Raw genomic sequence first — 16,653 nt, 5'->3', positions numbered from 1 at the left:
CATGGTGAGGCCCCCTCGTGTTGACGCAGACCACCACCCGGGTCCTCGAACCCAGCGACCTCGGCGCCGCGCTGGCGGTGCTGGAGAGCGAACCCGTAGCGAACGCCTTCGTGACCTCCCGGGTCCAGATCGCAGGCCTCGACCCCTGGCGCCTCGGCGGCGAGATGTGGGGCTGGTACGCCGACGGCCGCCTGCGCTCCCTCTGCTACTCCGGGGCCAACCTCGTGCCCATCTGCGCCACCCCCGAGGCCGTCAGGGCCTTCGCCGACCGGGCCCGCAGGGCCGGCCGCCGCTGCTCCTCGATCGTCGGCCCCGCCGAGCCGACCACACAGCTGTGGCGGCTGCTCGAACCGGGCTGGGGCCCCGCCCGCGAAGTCCGGGCCAACCAGCCGCTGATGGTCACCGAGAGCCCGTCCGCCGACGTCCCGCCCGACCCGCTGGTGCGCCGCGTCCGCAAGGAGGAGATGGACGTCCTCATGCCGGCCTGCGTGGCCATGTTCACCGAGGAGGTCGGCGTCTCCCCGCTCGCGGGCGACGGCGGGCTCCTCTACCAGGCCCGCGTCGCCGAGCTCATCGGCGCCGGCCGCTCCTTCGCCCGGATCGAGGACGGCAAGGTCGTCTTCAAGGCCGAGATCGGCGCCACCACCTCGCAGGCCTGCCAGATCCAGGGAGTCTGGGTCGCCCCGGAATTCCGCGGCCGCGGATACTCCGAGACCGGGATGGCGGCCGTCGTGCGCCTGGCACTGGCCGATGTCGCGCCCATCGTCAGCCTGTACGTCAACGACTACAACACCCCCGCGCGCAAGTCGTACAGCCGGATCGGCTTCCGCGAGGTCGGCACGTTCATGAGCGTGCTGTTCTGACCCGGCAGCCCCCGCCCCGGGCGGACCGCCACGACCCGTACCCCGCACCCCGCCATGGACAGTAGGGTCTGTCCATGGCAGCAGTTTCCGGGGGCGGCCCCCACACTCCCCGCGTCCAGATCGGGCCGATCGATCTCGCCGCACGCGTGGACGAGGCGCTCGCCGTACAGGCCGTCGCCTTCGGACTCGGGCCCGACGAGATCGAAGTACGCCGCCACATCGTCCTCAGACACCTCGACCACCCCCACGCCCGCGCGCTCGGCGCCACGACGCAGGCGGGCACGCTCGTCGGCTTCGTCTACGGCATGCCGAACGAACGCGGCCACTGGTGGTCCACCGTCGTCGAGCCCTACCTGCGCGCCACCGGCTCCGCACACTGGCTCGACGACTCCTTCGTGATCACCGAACTGCACGTCCACCCGGAGTTCCAGAACCGCGGCCTCGGACGCACCCTGATCACCACCATCACCGACGCCGTAGACCAGCCCCGGTCCATCCTGTCCGCGATCGACACGGAGAGCCCGGCACGCGGCCTGTACCGCTCGCTCGGCTACCAGGACCTGGCCCGGCAGGTGCTCTTCCCCAGCGCTCCCAAGCCGTACGCGGTCATGGGAGCACCGCTTCCGCTGCGCCGCCGCGCGCGCCCCTGAGGCCCAATCGATTTCCGCCCGCCCCCGCCGCCCGGCTAACCTCCTGCACATCACCCTTCCGAGCAGGAGTTCATCATGGCCCAGGTCCAGCGCATGTCCCGATTGATGATCAAGACACTGCGCGACGACCCGGCGGACGCCGAGACGCTCAACCACAAGCTCCTCGTCCGGGCCGGTTACGTACGTCGCACGGCCGCCGGCATCTGGTCCTGGCTGCCCCTCGGCAAGAAGGTCCTGGAGAACATCACCCGCGTCGTCCGCGAGGAGATGGACGCCATCGGCGGCCAGGAGGTCCTGCTCCCCGCGCTGCTGCCCAAGGAGGCCTACGAGGCGAGCGGCCGGTACGACGAGTACGGCGACCTGCTGTTCCGGCTCCAGGACCGCAAGGGCGCCGACTACCTCCTGGGCCCCACCCACGAGGAGATCTTCACCCAGGTCGTCAAGGACATGTGCTCGTCCTACAAGGACCTGCCCGTGATCCTGTACCAGATCCAGACCAAGTACCGCGACGAGGCCAGGCCCCGCGCCGGTGTGCTGCGCGGCCGCGAGTTCCAGATGAAGGACTCGTACTCCTTCGACACCACCGACGAGGGTCTCGCCGAGGCGTACCAGCTGCACCGCGCCGCCTACATCCGGATCTTCGAGCGGCTCGGCCTCGACCACCGCATCGTCTCCGCAGTCTCCGGCGCCATGGGCGGCTCGGCGTCCGAGGAGTTCCTCGCCCCCGCCCCGGCCGGCGAGGACACCTTCGTCGACTGCCCCGGCTGCGACTACGCCGCCAACACCGAGGCCGTGACGTACAAGGCTTCGCCCGCCGACGGTTCCGCGGTGGGCCCGGCCGAGGAGCTGGACACCCCGACACCCCGACCATCGAGACCCTGGCCGCCCACCTCGGCGTCCAGGCCTCCGCCACCCTGAAGAACCTCCTGGTCAAGGTCGACGGCGAGATCGTGGCCGTGGGCGTGCCCGGCGACCGCGAGGTCGACCTCGGCAAGCTCGGGGAGCACCTCACCCCCGCCGTCGTCGAGCTCGTCACCGCCGAGGACTTCGTGGGCCGCCCCGACCTGGTGCGCGGCTACGTCGGCCCGCAGGGGCTGGAGAAGGTCCGCTACATCGCCGACCCGCGCGTGGCCCCCGGAACCTCCTGGATCACGGGTGCCAACAAGGAGGGCAAGCACGCGAGGAACGTCGTCGCGGGCCGCGACTTCGAGGTCGACGACTACCTCGACGTCGTCGTGGTCGAGGCCGGCGACCCGTGCCCCAACTGCGGCACCGGCCTCCAGGTGGACCGCGCCATCGAGATCGGTCACATCTTCCAGCTCGGCCGCAAGTACGCCGACATCTTCTCGCTCGACGTCCTCGGCCAGCAGGGCAAGCCCGTCCGCGTCACGATGGGCTCCTACGGCATCGGCGTCTCCCGCGCGGTGGCCGCCCTCGCCGAGCAGACCGCCGACGACAAGGGCCTGTGCTGGCCCCGCGAGATCGCCCCGGCCGACGTGCACGTCGTCGCCGCGGGCAAGGCGCTCCAGACCGAGCTGGCCCTCGACGTCTCCGAGAAGCTGAGCGCCGCGGGCCTGCGGGTCCTGGTCGACGACCGCCCGGGCGTCTCGCCCGGCGTCAAGTTCACCGACTCCGAGCTCATCGGCGTGCCGAAGATCCTGGTCGCCGGCCGCCGCTCGGCCGAGGGCGTCCTGGAGCTCAAGGACCGCCGCACGGGCGAGCGCGAGGAGCTCACCGTCGACGAGGCGATCGCCCGCCTCGCCGACCGCGGCTGACCTCCCGGGAGTACGGCGAAGGGCCCCGCACGCGACCGTGCGGGGCCCTTCGCCATATCCGGGGGTCCTACAGCCAGCTCGCGAACTCCAGCGTCACTTCGCCCTCCTGGCCGCGGCCGGCCGCCACCGCCCGGGTGCCCGACTCCACCGCACGGAACAGTGTCCAGCCGTGCAGCCGCTCACGGTCCACATCCAGTGCGTCCGCGAGCTTCTTGACCCTGCGCCTGGCCGTCATCGCACCACCGGGCGAGGCGATCAGATCCTCCACCCGGTCCCGCACCAGCCGCGCCAGGTCGTAGGCCCGCTCGCCGACCAGCGGCTCGGGCCCGACCGTCAGCCAGGGCGCGCGCTCGCCCGCGAGCACCTTGCTCTGCCGGAAGTTGCCGTGCAGCAGCAGGACTTCGGGGGAGGGGCCGCCGACCAGCTCCGCGCGAGCGGCCAGCGCCGCCGAGACCAGGGGTTCCAGGGCCGGATCCGCCTCGGCGGCAGCCCGCATGGGTCCGAGCCGGAGCGCGGTCCGCTCGGCGACCGTCTCGAAGGCGTGCCCGGCGGGCGGATCGACCCACAGCCGCCGCACCGTGCCCGCCGCCTCCAGCAGCGCCTTCGCCTCGGGCAGCGAACGCAGCGACACCTCGGGATGCAGCCGCTCCAGCAGCAGCGCCCCACCGGCGTCCGGGACGGGGGGCGCATCGGCGCCGGGAGCGGTCAGCTGCACCGCGCCCCAGCCGTTCCAGTGCGCCAGCGCCGCCCTTTCGAGCTCGGGCGCCGCTCCGGACGGCGCGATCTTCAGTGCCGCCGGGGTGCCGTCACCGCCCCGTACCAGGAGGACCAGGCTGCTGCGCCCGCCCGGGGCGGCGACCCGTTCCACGGACATGTCCTGCCCGGTCCGGGCCAGCGCTTCCCCGGCCAGTGCGGGAAGCCGTGCGAGCCAGTCACCGGCGGCCGTATCCCCGTACGACTCGCCGAGCGCTCGCACCAGACGCTGCGGCGGTTCAAAACCCATACGTGCCGTGTTCCCTTTCAGAGCCTTCTTCAGTGCGTCGCGCCGGTCCCGGCCTTCGCATCGGACCCGACCTTCGCGTCGGCCCCCGTCGTCCCGTCCGCCTCACCGGCACCGTCCTTGAGCGATCCGTCGGCGGCCCGCTCGGCGAGCCCGGGAAAGGGTACGCCGCTGCCACGCCAGCGGACCGCACGCACCGCGGCCTCCCGCAGGGCGTCCGCGGCCGCTCGCCGCAACGGCCCTTCGGCGGCCCGTACGAGGTCGGAGTAGACATCCGCGACCCGGTCCTCCAGCACGGCGGCGAGCCGCACCGCAGCGGCCGGGCCCGGCACCGCGAACGGCAGAGCGTACGCGGGCTCCGCCGCCACCGGCTCACCGCCCAGGTCGCGCACCGTCCGCACCAGCGTGTCGCGGCGGGCCCGGTGGGCGTGGTGGGCGGCGGTGGCCTCGGCCCGGCGGCCCGCGGCCACCCGGCCGCCCGCCACCCCGTACCCGTACACCGCCGCGTGTTCCGCGGCCAGCGCCGCCTGCGCCGCGTCGAGTGTCCCGTCGCTCATGCCGTTGTCTCCTTGGCCAGTTCGGTCAGCAGATAGGCGTGGGCCGAAGCGGCCGCGGCGAGCGAGGCGAGCAGCCGGGCGAGCTCCGGGGGCGCCTTGAGCAGTGCCGCGGTGTGGGCGTCCGCGGCGCTGCGCTCCGAGGCGGCCAGTTCCCTGACGGCTGCTGCGGGGCCGTCGGCCCTCGACCGGACGAGGCCGAGGTGCTCGCCCGTTCCCGGCGAGAGGGCCTTCGTGCGGGCGCGGACCGCGTCGCGCAGCGGGCTGAGGCCGGCCGCGGTCGACGGGTAGGCCCGGAGCACGTGTTCGTACTGCGCGAGCAGCGCTCCGCTCGTGTGCAGGGCACTCGTCCGGAGTGACTTGTCCGTCAGGTCCGCCGACGCCCGGTCTGCCGCGGTCCGCGGGGAACCCTTCCGGCTTCCGGCCTGGTCGTCGGCGCCGCTGGTGCAGCCGGCCACTGCCGCCCCCAGGGCGATCGCTCCGGTAGCGGTGAGCGCACCCCTGCGCGTCGTCCCCGTGCGCCGCACTTGTTCTCCTTCGGGCCTGGACCTGTCTTGACCGGATGTGTCCGGAAGTGATCACCGATGGCGAGCGTACCCCCGTGCCCACGGGGCCGGCGGACGGCAACACCCCTTGGGACCGGATACCCTTTGACCTGACACGCGACGATCCCCACAACAGCACACGCGGCCGAGGAGTCACCCGGATGAGCACCACCCAGAGCGACAGGCTGCGCGGGCTGGTCGAACCGCTCGTCAGCGCCGAGCAGCTGGATCTGGAAGAGATCGAAGTGTCCCGGGCCGGCCGTCGCCGGGTGCTGCGGATCATCGTGGACTCCGAAGAGGGCGTGGAGCTCGACACCTGTGCGGAACTGAGCCGGGCGATCTCCGCGAAGCTCGACGAGAGCGACGTGATGGGCGAGGACGAGTACGTCCTGGAGGTCAGCTCGCCCGGTGCCGACCGCCCGCTGACGGAACACCGCCACTACGTACGCGCCACCGGCCGTCTGGCCAGACTCCAGCTGCGCGAGGGCGGCGAGCTGGTGGCCCGCATCCTCGCGGTCGACGACGAGGGCCTCGATCTCGAGGTGCCGGGCGTCAAGGGCCGCAAGCCCACGTCCCGCCGGATCGCCTTCGACGAGATCACCAAGGCGCGCGTCGAGCTGGAATTCAACCGCAAGGACAAGAAGGAAGAGGAGGCGTAGCCGTGGACATCGATGTGAAGCTTCTGAAGGGCTTGGCGCAGGACAAGGAGATCCCGTTCGACGTGCTCGTCGAGGCGATCGAGTCGGCCCTCCTCATCGCGTACCACCGCACCGACGGCAGCCACCGCCGGGCGCGCGTGGAGCTGGACGAGCGTGGCCACGTGACGGTGTGGGCGAAGGAGGACCCGGCCGACCTCGAGGAGGGCCAGGAGCCCAAGGAGTTCGACGACACCCCGTCAGGCTTCGGCCGGATCGCCGCGACCACCGCCAAGCAGGTCATCCTGCAGCGGCTGCGCGACGCCGAGGACGACCGGACGTTCGGCGAGTACGCGGGCCACGAGGGCGATGTCGTCACCGGCGTCGTCCAGCAGGGCAAGGACCCGAAGAACGTCCTGGTCGACATCGGCAAGCTGGAGGCCATCCTGCCGGTGCAGGAGCAGGTGCCCGGCGAGGACTACACCCACGGCCTGCGGCTGCGTACGTACGTCGTACGGGTGGCCAAGGGTGTGCGCGGTCCGTCGGTGACGCTGTCGCGGACCCACCCCAACCTGGTGAAGAAGCTCTTCGCGCTGGAGGTCCCGGAGATCGCCGACGGTTCCGTCGAGATCTGCGCGATCGCCCGTGAGGCCGGCCACCGCACCAAGATCGCGGTCCGCTCCACCCGTTCCGGCCTCAACGCCAAGGGCGCCTGCATCGGCCCGATGGGCGGCCGTGTGCGCAATGTCATGGCGGAGCTGCTCGGCGAGAAGATCGACATCGTCGACTGGTCGGACGACCCGGCCGAGATGGTCGCCAACGCGCTGTCGCCGGCGCGGGTGAGCGAGGTCGAGGTCGTGGACCTCGGGGCGCGCTCCGCGCGGGTCACCGTGCCCGACTACCAGCTGTCGCTGGCGATCGGCAAGGAGGGGCAGAACGCCCGTCTCGCCGCCCGTCTCACCGGCTGGCGCATCGACATCCGGCCCGACACCGAGACCGACGCCGAGCGCGACGTCGCCGACCGCGAGCGGGCCGAGCGGGCCCGGGAGCGTTCCGAGCGGGGCTGAATCCGCGACGGGCCGCGGCGCAGATCCGAGCGCGTGGCGGCCCGGTCCGGCAGGCTGGAATGGCAGAGATCTCGTCGGCATGCCGCTGAGATCACGACAACATCCGTTCGATTGTTACCCCAAACGGGTGAGGTCGATACGGGGAGGTAGACTTAAACGTGTCTGGCCGGACGCACGCCCGCGCTTGCCCTGAACGAACCTGTGTGGGATGCCGGGAGCGAGCGGCCAAGAGCGAGCTGCTGCGCATCGTGGCGGAAGGGGACGCATGCGTCCCTGATCCTCGCGGTACGCTGCCCGGCCGGGGTGCATATGTACACCCCGCATCTGTCTGTCTCGACCTGGCGGTTCGCCGCCGGGCATTCCCCCGGGCCTTCAAGGCCAAGGGGCCGTTCGACCCCGCTGCGGTGCAGCGGTTCGTCGAGCGGGTGACACCGTAGGAAAACGAACGGCACGGGTCCCCGTGCGGTCAGGTACCTCGCGAGTTGGAAGTAGGTCGAGATTGCGATGAGCACTCGATGAGTACGCGATGAGTACGCCCATGAAGTAGCGACGGTCCGGCGGTAACCCGGACCTAAAAGGAGCGAAGTGGCTAAGGTCCGGGTATACGAACTCGCCAAGGAGTTCGGTGTTGAGAGCAAGGTCGTCATGGCCAAGCTCCAAGAACTTGGTGAATTCGTACGTTCGGCGTCCTCGACGATCGAGGCGCCGGTTGTACGCAAGTTGACTGACGCACTGCAGGGTCCCGGTGGCAACGCCGGCAAGTCCGCTGCAAAGCCTGGCGCGCCCCGCAAGGCCGCCCCCGTGAAGCCCGCAGCGCCCTCCCCGGCGGCTGCGGCACGTCCCGCTGCCCCGAAGCCCGGCGTACCGGCTGCCAAGCCGGCCGCTGCCGAGGCCCCGGAGACCAGCACCCCCGCTGCGGCTTCCGCGCCGTCCGCGGGCCCGCGTCCGGGCCCCAAGCCGGCCCCCGCGAAGCCCGCCCCGGTGACCCCGGTGCCCGCAGCCGAGTTCTCGGCTCCGGCCCCGGCACAGCCGGCCGCGCCGCAGCAGCAGCAGGCCCCGCGTCCCGCGGGTGCCACCCCGGGACCGCGTCCCGCCAGCAGCCCGGCCCGTCCGGCTCCGGCCGGCGGCCAGCGTGACGGCGGCCGCGAAGGCGCCCAGCGTGACGGCGGCCGCGGTGGCGAGCGCGACGGTGCCCGTGGCGGCGACCGTCCGGCGCGTCCCGCAGGCCAGGGCGCCCCGCGCCCCGGCGCACGTCCGGCGGGTCCCCGTCCGGGCAACAACCCGTTCACCTCCGGTGGCTCGACGGGCATGGCCCGTCCGCAGTCGCCCCGTCCCGGCGGCGCCCCGCGCCCCGGTGGCGGCTCGGAGCGCCCCGGCGCCCCGCGTCCGCAGGGCGGCCCCGGCGGCGCCCCGCGCCCGCAGGGCCAGGGCGGCGCACGTCCGTCTCCGGGCGGCATGCCGCGCCCGCAGGCTCCTCGTCCCGGCGGCGCCCCCGGCGCCGGCGGTGGTAACCGTCCGAACCCGGGCATGATGCCGCAGCGTCCCGCTGCCGGCCCGCGTCCCGGTGGTGGCCCCGGCGGTGGCCGTGGTCCCGGTGGCGGCGGCGGTCGTCCCGGCGGCGGCGGTGGCGGCGCAGGCCGTCCCGGTGGCGGCGGTTTCGCAGGCCGTCCGGCCGGTCCCGGTGGCGGTGGCGGCGGTTTCGCCGGTCGTCCCGGTGGCGGCGGTGGCGCTCCCGGTCGTCCGGGTGGTGGCGGCGGCTTCGGCGGTCGTCCCGGCTTCGGTGGACGTCCCGGTGGCCCCGGTGCCCGTGGTGGCACGCAGGGCGCCTTCGGCCGTCCCGGCGGTCCCGCGCGTCGTGGCCGCAAGTCGAAGCGGCAGAGGCGCCAGGAATACGAGTCGATGCAGGCCCCGTCGGTGGGCGGCGTCATGCTGCCCCGTGGCAACGGACAGGCTGTCCGGCTGTCGCGCGGTGCTTCGCTCACCGACTTCGCCGAGAAGATCAACGCCAACCCGGCGTCGCTCGTCGGCGTGATGATGAACCTCGGCGAGATGGTCACTGCCACGCAGTCCGTCCCCGACGAGACGCTGAAGATGCTCGCGGACGAGATGAACTTCGTCCTGGAGATCGTCAGCCCCGAGGAGGAGGACCGCGAGCTGCTCGAGTCCTTCGACATCGAGTTCGGCGAGGACGAGGGCGGCGAAGAGGCCCTGGTCTCCCGTCCGCCGGTCGTGACCGTCATGGGTCACGTCGACCACGGTAAGACCCGGCTGCTGGACGCGATCCGCAAGACGAACGTCGTTGCGGGCGAGGCCGGCGGTATCACGCAGCACATCGGTGCGTACCAGGTCGGCGCCGAGGTCAACGGCGAGGACCGCAGGATCACCTTCATCGACACCCCGGGTCACGAGGCGTTCACCGCCATGCGTGCACGTGGTGCGAAGTCGACCGACATCGCGATCCTCGTGGTCGCGGCGAACGACGGTGTGATGCCGCAGACGATCGAGGCGCTGAACCACGCCAAGGCGGCTGACGTGCCGATCGTGGTCGCGGTCAACAAGATCGACGTCGAGGGTGCCGACCCGGTCAAGGTGCGCGGTCAGCTCACCGAGTTCGGTCTGGTGGCCGAGGAGTACGGCGGCGACACGATGTTCGTCGACATCTCCGCCAAGCAGGGCCTCAACATCGAGGCTCTTCTGGAGGCCGTCGTCCTCACCGCCGACGCCTCGCTGGACCTGCGGGCCAACCCGGAGCAGGACGCTCAGGGTATTGCGATCGAGTCCCACCTCGACCGTGGCCGCGGTGCCGTCTCGACCGTCCTGGTCCAGCGCGGCACGCTGCGCATCGGCGACACGGTGGTTGTCGGCGACGCGTACGGCCGAGTCCGCGCGATGCTCGACGACAAGGGCGAGAACGTCGAGGAAGCGGGTCCCTCGACCCCCGTCCTCGTGCTGGGTCTCACCAACGTCCCGGGTGCCGGCGACAACTTCCTGGTCGTCGACGAGGACCGTACGGCCCGTCAGATCGCCGAGAAGCGTGCCGCTCGTGAGCGCAACGCCAACTTCGCCCGCAAGGGTGTCCGGTTCTCCCTGGAGAACCTGGACGAGGCGCTCAAGGCCGGTCTGGTCCAGGAGCTCAACCTCATCATCAAGGGCGACGCGTCCGGTTCGGTGGAGGCTCTCGAGGCCTCGCTGCTCCAGCTCGACGTCGGTGAAGAGGTCGACATCCGGGTCCTGCACCGCGGTGTGGGTGCGGTCACCGAGTCGGACATCAACCTGGCGACCGGCTCCGACGCCATCGTGATCGGCTTCAACGTGCGCGCCGCAGGGCGTGCCGCGCAGATGGCCGACCGCGAAGGTGTGGACGTCCGGTACTACTCGGTCATCTACCAGGCGATCGAAGAGATCGAAGCGGCTCTCAAGGGCATGCTCAAGCCGGAGTACGAAGAGGTCGAGCTCGGTACGGCGGAGATCCGCGAGATCTTCCGCTCGTCCAAGCTGGGCAACATCGCCGGTGTGCTGGTCAGGTCCGGCGAGGTCAAGCGCAACACCAAGGCGCGCCTGCTGCGTGATGGCAAGGTCATCGCGGAGAGCCTCAACATCTCCGGTCTGCGCCGCTTCAAGGACGACGTCACCGAGATCCGCGAAGGCTACGAGGGCGGTATCAACCTCGGAAACTTCAACGACATCAAGATCGACGACGTCATCGCGACGTACGAGATGCGCGAGAAGCCGCGAGGCTGACCCGTACCTCAACAGTCGGGGCCGGTCGACGGGTGGTATTTCCGTCGATCGGCCCCGGCCGTTCCGTGTACGGTTCTTGTGTCCCTGCCAATCACCGGCAGGGCACGAACCCGAACCGGCGGGACATCCGGACATACATGTATGTGGGGACACTGTCCTTCGATCTGCTTCTCGGCGACGTACGGTCGCTGAAGGAGAAGCGCTCCGTGGTCCGTCCGATCGTTGCCGAGCTCCAGCGCAAGTACGCGGTGAGCGTGGCGGAGACGGGCGACCAGGACCTCCATCGCAGGGCCGAGATCGGCCTCGCCGTGGTCTCCGGGGACACCGGGCATCTCACGGACGTGCTGGACCGGTGCGAGCGGTTGATCGCCGGCCGGCCGGAAGTGGAGCTGCTGTCCGTACGGCGGCGGCTGCACAGCGACGAAGACGATTGAGCAAGGCGAGAAGGAGACGGACCAGTGGCCGACAACGCGCGGGCTAAGAAGCTGGCGGACCTCATCCAGGAGGTGGTCGCCGAGAAACTGCAGCGTGGAATCAAGGACCCGCGCCTGGGTACGCACGTGACCATCACGGACACCAGGGTCACCGGCGACCTGCGGGAGGCCACGGTCTTCTACACGGTCTACGGGGACGACGAGGAGCGGGCGAGCGCGGCAGCCGGCCTGGAGAGCGCCAAGGGCATCCTGCGCTCGGCGGTCGGCGCGGCGGCGGGGACGAAGTTCACCCCCACGCTCGCCTTCATCGCGGACGCGCTGCCCGAGAACGCCAAGGCGATCGAGGAGCTGCTCGACCGGGCACGTGCCTCCGACGCCAAGGTGCGCGAGGCGTCATCGGGCGCCACGTACGCGGGCGACGCGGACCCGTACCGCAAGCCGGAGGACGAGAACGACGAGGACACCGCCTCCGAATGACATCGCAGAACAGGACGCCCGGGGAAGGGCGCGGGAGCGCAGCGACCCCGGGCAGGGGTGGCGCCGGGCCACGGGAGAGCGGCCTGGTCATCGTCGACAAGCCGTCCGGCTTCACCTCGCACGACGTCGTCGCCAAGATGCGCGGCATCGCCCGGACCCGCCGCGTCGGCCATGCCGGCACGCTGGACCCGATGGCGACGGGCGTGCTCGTGCTCGGCGTCGAGAAGGCCACCAAGCTCCTCGGCCATCTCGCGCTGACCGAGAAGGAGTACCTCGGTACCATCCGGCTCGGCCAGGACACCGTCACGGACGACGCGGAGGGCGAGATCACCTCGTCCACCGACGCCTCCGGTGTGACCCGCGAGGGCATCGACGCCGGTGTCGCCGCACTGACCGGCGCCATCATGCAGGTGCCGTCCAAGGTCAGCGCCATCAAGATCGACGGCAAGCGGTCCTACGCGCGGGTGCGCGGGGGCGAGGAGTTCGAGATCCCGGCCCGTCCGGTGACCATCTCGTCCTTCCGCGTCTACGACGTCCGCGAGGCAGTCGCCGAGGACGGCACCCCGGTGGTCGACCTGGTCGTCTCGGTGGTCTGCTCCTCCGGTACGTACATCCGGGCCATCGCCCGTGACCTCGGCGCCGGGCTCGGTGTGGGCGGTCACCTGACCGCCCTGCGGCGCACCCGCGTCGGTCCGTACGGCATCGACGGGGCGAGGACGCTGGACCAGCATCAGGAAGAGCTGGCCGTGATGCCGATGGCCGACGCCGCCGCTTCGGCGTTCCCGCGCTGGGACGTCGACGAGCGGCGGGCCAAGCTGCTGCTGAACGGGGTGCGGCTGGACATGCCCGCCTACCCGCCCGGGCCGGTCGCGGTCTTCGACCCCGACGGCCGGTTCCTGGTCCTCGTCGAGGAGCAGAAGGGCAAGGCCAAGAGCCTCGCCGTCTTCGGCTGAGCAACGCCCCACGGACCTGCGTCGTGGAGCGGGCAGGCCCCCCTGCGCCCGCTCCACGACCCCCCACCCTTTCCTGTCCACCGAACGCCTCTGATTCACCCCAATGGGCAGGCGCTCGGAGTGAATCAGGGGTGCATACGGGGGCGCTTTCGCTCTGAGAGCACTTCGCCGATCACCGCCGACCTAACGTCGGATCATGGGATGCGGGGACCGGGCGACGCTGGTACGACTGTGCGATCCGGCCGGCCGGCCGCGGGGGACCGGGTTCGTCGCGGACGACCGGGGCACTGTGGTGACCAGTCATGAGGCGGTCGACGGTGTCGCCCACCTCGTCCTGCACGGCACGGACGGCCGCAGCTGCCGCGTCGAGGCCGATGACATCACCGCCCTGCCCGAGCTCGACCTCGCGCTCGTCCCCACCAACGGGCCGGACGCGCTGGGCGTGCAGCCGCTGCCGATCGTCCGGCGGGAGCGGCTCGACCCCGGTACGTACGTGACGATCGCGGCGCACGGCTGGCGCGAGGCGCGGGTGCTGGGTCCTGTCCCGGTGACGTACACCTCCCGCGGCCGCACCCACACGATCGGCCGGGCGCTGGAACTGGCACTCGGCACGGACGGCAGCGATGCGCTCAGGCTCGGCGGCGCGGCCGTGGGCGGGCCGGTCCTCGACCCGGACAGCGGCGCGGTCATCGCGGTGCTGGGCCCCTCCCTGCGGGCCGGACATGCCGCTGCCGCGTGCGCGGTGCCGCTGGCCGGGACGGGGGACCAAGGACCGCTGGGCGCCCTGCTGCGGCGCAACGCGATGAGCGTCCCCGGCTACGGCCGCGATCTGAACCCGGCCGGCGCGCTCCAGCTCACCGCCATGTCCGTCGGCTCGGCGGCCGGCCCGAGCGCGTGGCCCGACCCGGTGGAGCGGCCGGAGGCCACCGCGGAGTTCAGCGCCTTCGCCGCGGCCGGCCGGACGGCCGCGGCCACCGGGGAGCCCGCGGTGGTGCTCGGCCTCGTCGGCGAGCCGGGCACCGGCCGCACCACCGAACTCGCCGCGCTCGCCGCGCGCCGGGCCCGCGGCCCGGTGCCCGCGCTCACCCTGTGGGTGCGCGGCGCCGACCTGCTGGCCGACGACACCTCCCTCGCCGACGCGATGGCCCGCACGCTCCGGCAGGCCGGGCGCATCGTCACCGCCGCGGGGGCGTGCGGCGACATGACGGCCGTCACCGCCGAGCGGGTGGCGCGGCTGGCCGCGGACGCCGGCAGCCCGCTGCTCGTCCTGCTGGACGGGCCGGAGGAGATGCCGCCCGTCCTGGCCCACCGGCTGGCCCGGTGGAGCGCCGGCACGGTCGGCTGGCTGCGGGAGAACGGGGCACGGCTCGTCGTCGCCTGCCGCCCCGAACACTGGGAGACCGCCGGTGCGCTCTGCCCGCCGGGAGCGCTGCACCGCCCGGCCAGGCCCGCCCGGCGGCTGCCGTCCGCCCTGCGCATCGACGACCTCACCGCGGGGCAGGCCGACCGGGCCCGGGAGGGCTACGCCCTCCCGCCCGACGCGCTCGCCCCCGGCCACGACCGGCACCCGCTCACCCTGCGGCTGCTCGCGGAGGTACGCCAGGCGCTGCCACCGGACACATACGGGCGCCCCGGCACGGAGGAGGTCTTCGGCGCGCACCTGGACCTGATGTGCCTGCGCATCGCGGTCCGGATCGCCGCCCAGTACCGTCCGGCGCCCCGGGGCACGGCGGTGCGGCGGCTGGCGGCACAGGTGGCGGGCCAGGTCCATGAGGCGGCCCGGCGCTGTCTGGGACCGGGACAGGGCGAGCTGGACCGGGCCGCGTTCGAGGAGATCTTCCCCTGGCGCACGGGCTGGGCGTCGGCGGTGCTCACCGAGGGGCTGCTGGTCCCGGCGGGAGCGGGCTACCGCTTCGCGCACGAGGAGCTGGGGGACTGGGTCCAGGGCGCGCATCTGGACCTGGACGCGGCGCTGCGGGCACTGGTGCACCGTTGGCACGCCCCGGCCGCCGTGGCGGAGGGCGACGGGCGGGTGCCGCACCCCCGCCGGCCGGATGCGGCCGCCGGGCACGAGACCGCGTCCCCTTCCGCCCCGGGAGCCGAGGACGCGGAGCCGCGCGCCCTGCCCGTGCCCCGCCACCGGATCGGCCCGGTGATCCAGGCGCTCCTGGTCCTGGGCCGCCGGCAGGGCCCCGCCGCGCTGGCCCACCGGCTGGCCGACCTGATCGAGGCGCTGGACCGGCTGACGGCGGGACGGGACGACGCGGCGGTGCGCAGCCCAGGACGGACCGCGCCCCAAGCCGGCCCTGCGGCCACGGCAGGGCCGGAGGCCGCGACCGGCCCCGGCTCCGGCGGCGCCCCCGCCGCACCGCCGCCCGCCGGCGACGGCTGCCCGCCGCTGGATGCCCGCTGGTGGGCTGTCCATCTGCTCTCCGAGACGCTGCTGCGGGTGCCCGACGCCCGCCCGCACCTCGGCGTGCTCCGGCTGCTCGCCGGGCGCATCGTCCGCAGTTCCGCCGAGGCCGGCGGCTCCGGCCCGCGGGGGGCGTACGCCGAGTTCGGGCCGTGGTTCTGGCGGCGGCTGAGCCTGCCCGAGGCGGACCGGATGGATCTGCTGCGGCGGCTCGTCCCCGCCGACGGACCACCGCGCGGCGAGGACGACGCCGATGACGGACGCTTCCTGGACGCCGTGGCCCAGCGGCTCGCCGACCGGCCGCGCATCCTCCAGCCGCTCCTGTGCGCCTGGTTCACCGACGAGCGCCCGCTCGCCGCCGAGGAGGGAGCGGGAATCCGGCCGACCGTGGCGGCGGCCGCGCAGGCCCTCCTGTACGCCCGCCGCGACCTCGCCGTGGACGACCTGACCGACGCGCTCGTCTCGACCGACCACCCCCGCGCCGAGGAACTGCTCGCCGCGCTGGCCGAGGACGAACCCTCCGCGCTGTGCCGGGCCGTCGAACGGTGGGCGCGCGAGGACCGCCGCCCCCGGCGGATCGCGGCCGCCGCGTACGGCGCGGCCGTCGCACCGCACCTCACTCGCGACGCCGACCGTGCCCTGCTGCGCCGCGCCGCCCTCGCCCTGCTGGCCCGCCCCGAGGACACCGACCTGCACGGCGCGGCACTCGCCCGCCTGGTGGCCGATCCACGGTCCCGCGAGCGCTGTCTGCCCCTGGCGCTGAAAGCCTTCGCCGCCGACGGGCCACGGTTGTCCCCGGCCGCCCTCGCCGTAGCCCTGCCCACCCATCCGGGGCCGGTACTGGCCGCATACCGCGACCGCCTCGCGCGGCCCGGCGACGGGGCGGGCGAGGTGCTGCGCGCCCTCGCCGGGATCGACGCCCCCGCGCTGGCCCTGCACGCCGCCGGTCTCGTACGGGCGTACACCGACAGCCACCCCGAGGACACGGTGCACACCGCCGCGTACCTCGACCGCAGGCTGGAGCACGGGCCCGCCGCCCGTGCGCTGCTGCTCCCCCTGCTGACCGGGCTGCTCCGGGACCGTCCCGTGGCCGCTCCGGTCCGGGGTGCGCTCGCCGGGGTGCTGGCCTCGCCCGGCAGCCCGGCCTCACAGCCGCTGCGGGACGAACTGCTGGAGGTGCTGCTGGAGTTCGAGCAGGGTGGCGCGCACCGGGACCCCCTCGTGCTGGACGCGCTGCTGCGGGCAGCCGCCACCGGCTGTGCGGGGCGCTCCGGGGCCCGCACCCGGGCCCTGGTCCACCGCACCGGGATGCTGCTCGTCCGCACCCCCGAAGGAGCCGGCCGGTTCGACCGCCGGCTGGTCGAACTCGCCCGTGACGTGCCCGGATTCGCCGACCTGGTCACCGGGTGGCTGGCGGACGCCCCGCAGGAGTGGGCGGCGGTCGTCGGCCCGAGCGCACGGCGGACGGTGGGGGCCCTCGGGACCCCGATGCCCATGCCGATGCAGGCCGCAGGGCGTGAGCATGGCAGTCTTAGACCTGCGTAAG

General features: G+C 73.1%; 13 protein-coding genes and 1 pseudogene. 11 read left to right on the top strand and 3 right to left on the bottom strand.

The features are described from left to right. Positions 1 to 20 precede the first annotated feature (20 nt). The 3 genes and pseudogenes from LNW71_RS06245 (at position 21) to LNW71_RS06235 (ending at position 3,288) form a co-directional block, all read left to right on the top strand. Positions 21 to 863 (top strand): GNAT family N-acetyltransferase, encoded by an 843-nt coding sequence (locus LNW71_RS06245; protein ID WP_250971911.1) that lies wholly within the window; start codon positions 21 to 23, stop codon positions 861 to 863. Between the two features lie 74 nt (positions 864 to 937). After that, complete coding sequence (locus LNW71_RS06240) at positions 938 to 1,513, top strand: GNAT family N-acetyltransferase (RefSeq protein ID WP_250967327.1); 576 nt, start codon at positions 938 to 940, stop codon at positions 1,511 to 1,513. A 75-nt stretch (positions 1,514 to 1,588) separates the two neighbouring features. After that, positions 1,589 to 3,288, top strand: a pseudogene (locus LNW71_RS06235) (proline--tRNA ligase). Between the two features lie 67 nt (positions 3,289 to 3,355). Here LNW71_RS06235 and LNW71_RS06230 read toward each other — a convergent pair. The 3 genes from LNW71_RS06230 to LNW71_RS06220 are packed head-to-tail and all read right to left on the bottom strand — an operon-like array spanning position 3,356 to position 5,369. Further along, positions 3,356 to 4,291 (bottom strand): aminoglycoside phosphotransferase family protein, encoded by a 936-nt coding sequence (locus LNW71_RS06230; RefSeq protein ID WP_250967326.1) that lies wholly within the window; start codon positions 4,289 to 4,291, stop codon positions 3,356 to 3,358. Between the two features lie 29 nt (positions 4,292 to 4,320). Further along, entirely contained in the window at positions 4,321 to 4,845 is a 525-nt protein-coding gene (locus LNW71_RS06225; protein ID WP_250967325.1) for a DUF4439 domain-containing protein, read from the bottom strand. After that, on the bottom strand, positions 4,842 to 5,369 hold the full coding sequence (locus tag LNW71_RS06220) for a hypothetical protein (protein WP_250967324.1): 528 nt from the start codon (positions 5,367 to 5,369) through the stop codon (positions 4,842 to 4,844). Before LNW71_RS06220 ends, LNW71_RS06225 begins: the two co-directional genes overlap by 4 nt. 179 nt (positions 5,370 to 5,548) lie before the next feature. Here LNW71_RS06220 and rimP point away from each other — a divergent pair, with 179 nt between their 5' ends. The 8 genes from rimP to LNW71_RS06180 all read left to right on the top strand — a co-directional run bounded on the left by rimP (position 5,549) and on the right by LNW71_RS06180 (position 16,652). Continuing rightward, positions 5,549 to 6,046 (top strand): ribosome maturation factor RimP, encoded by a 498-nt coding sequence (rimP, locus tag LNW71_RS06215; RefSeq protein WP_250967323.1) that lies wholly within the window; start codon positions 5,549 to 5,551, stop codon positions 6,044 to 6,046. A 2-nt stretch (positions 6,047 to 6,048) separates the two neighbouring features. Next, positions 6,049 to 7,089, top strand: a complete 1,041-nt coding sequence (gene nusA, locus LNW71_RS06210) for a transcription termination factor NusA (protein ID WP_250967322.1) — start codon at positions 6,049 to 6,051, stop codon at positions 7,087 to 7,089. A 158-nt stretch (positions 7,090 to 7,247) separates the two neighbouring features. Beyond that, positions 7,248 to 7,526, top strand: coding sequence for a YlxR family protein (locus LNW71_RS06205; protein WP_250967321.1), 279 nt, complete (start codon positions 7,248 to 7,250; stop codon positions 7,524 to 7,526). 148 nt (positions 7,527 to 7,674) lie between these two features. After that, on the top strand, positions 7,675 to 10,830 hold the full coding sequence (infB, locus tag LNW71_RS06200) for a translation initiation factor IF-2 (protein WP_250967320.1): 3,156 nt from the start codon (positions 7,675 to 7,677) through the stop codon (positions 10,828 to 10,830). A gap of 137 nt (positions 10,831 to 10,967) precedes the next feature. Beyond that, positions 10,968 to 11,264 carry a DUF503 domain-containing protein gene (locus tag LNW71_RS06195; RefSeq protein ID WP_024494414.1) on the top strand — a complete coding sequence of 99 codons (297 nt, stop codon included), beginning with the start codon at positions 10,968 to 10,970 and terminating at the stop codon, positions 11,262 to 11,264. A 24-nt stretch (positions 11,265 to 11,288) separates the two neighbouring features. Next, positions 11,289 to 11,741: a 30S ribosome-binding factor RbfA gene (gene rbfA, locus LNW71_RS06190; protein ID WP_250967319.1), complete on the top strand. Its 453-nt coding sequence runs from the start codon at positions 11,289 to 11,291 to the stop codon at positions 11,739 to 11,741. Beyond that, positions 11,738 to 12,694 (top strand): tRNA pseudouridine(55) synthase TruB, encoded by a 957-nt coding sequence (gene truB, locus LNW71_RS06185; protein ID WP_250967318.1) that lies wholly within the window; start codon positions 11,738 to 11,740, stop codon positions 12,692 to 12,694. Before rbfA ends, truB begins: the two co-directional genes overlap by 4 nt. Positions 12,695 to 12,890: 196 nt before the next feature. Next, positions 12,891 to 16,652 carry a serine protease gene (locus LNW71_RS06180; RefSeq protein WP_250967317.1) on the top strand — a complete coding sequence of 1,254 codons (3,762 nt, stop codon included), beginning with the start codon at positions 12,891 to 12,893 and terminating at the stop codon, positions 16,650 to 16,652. Position 16,653 lies beyond the last annotated feature (1 nt).

The sequence above is a fragment of the Streptomyces sp. RKAG290 genome, from assembly GCF_023701695.1.
Lineage (GTDB): Bacteria > Actinomycetota > Actinomycetes > Streptomycetales > Streptomycetaceae > Streptomyces.
This window is presented reverse-complemented; position numbering and strand designations above follow the sequence as displayed.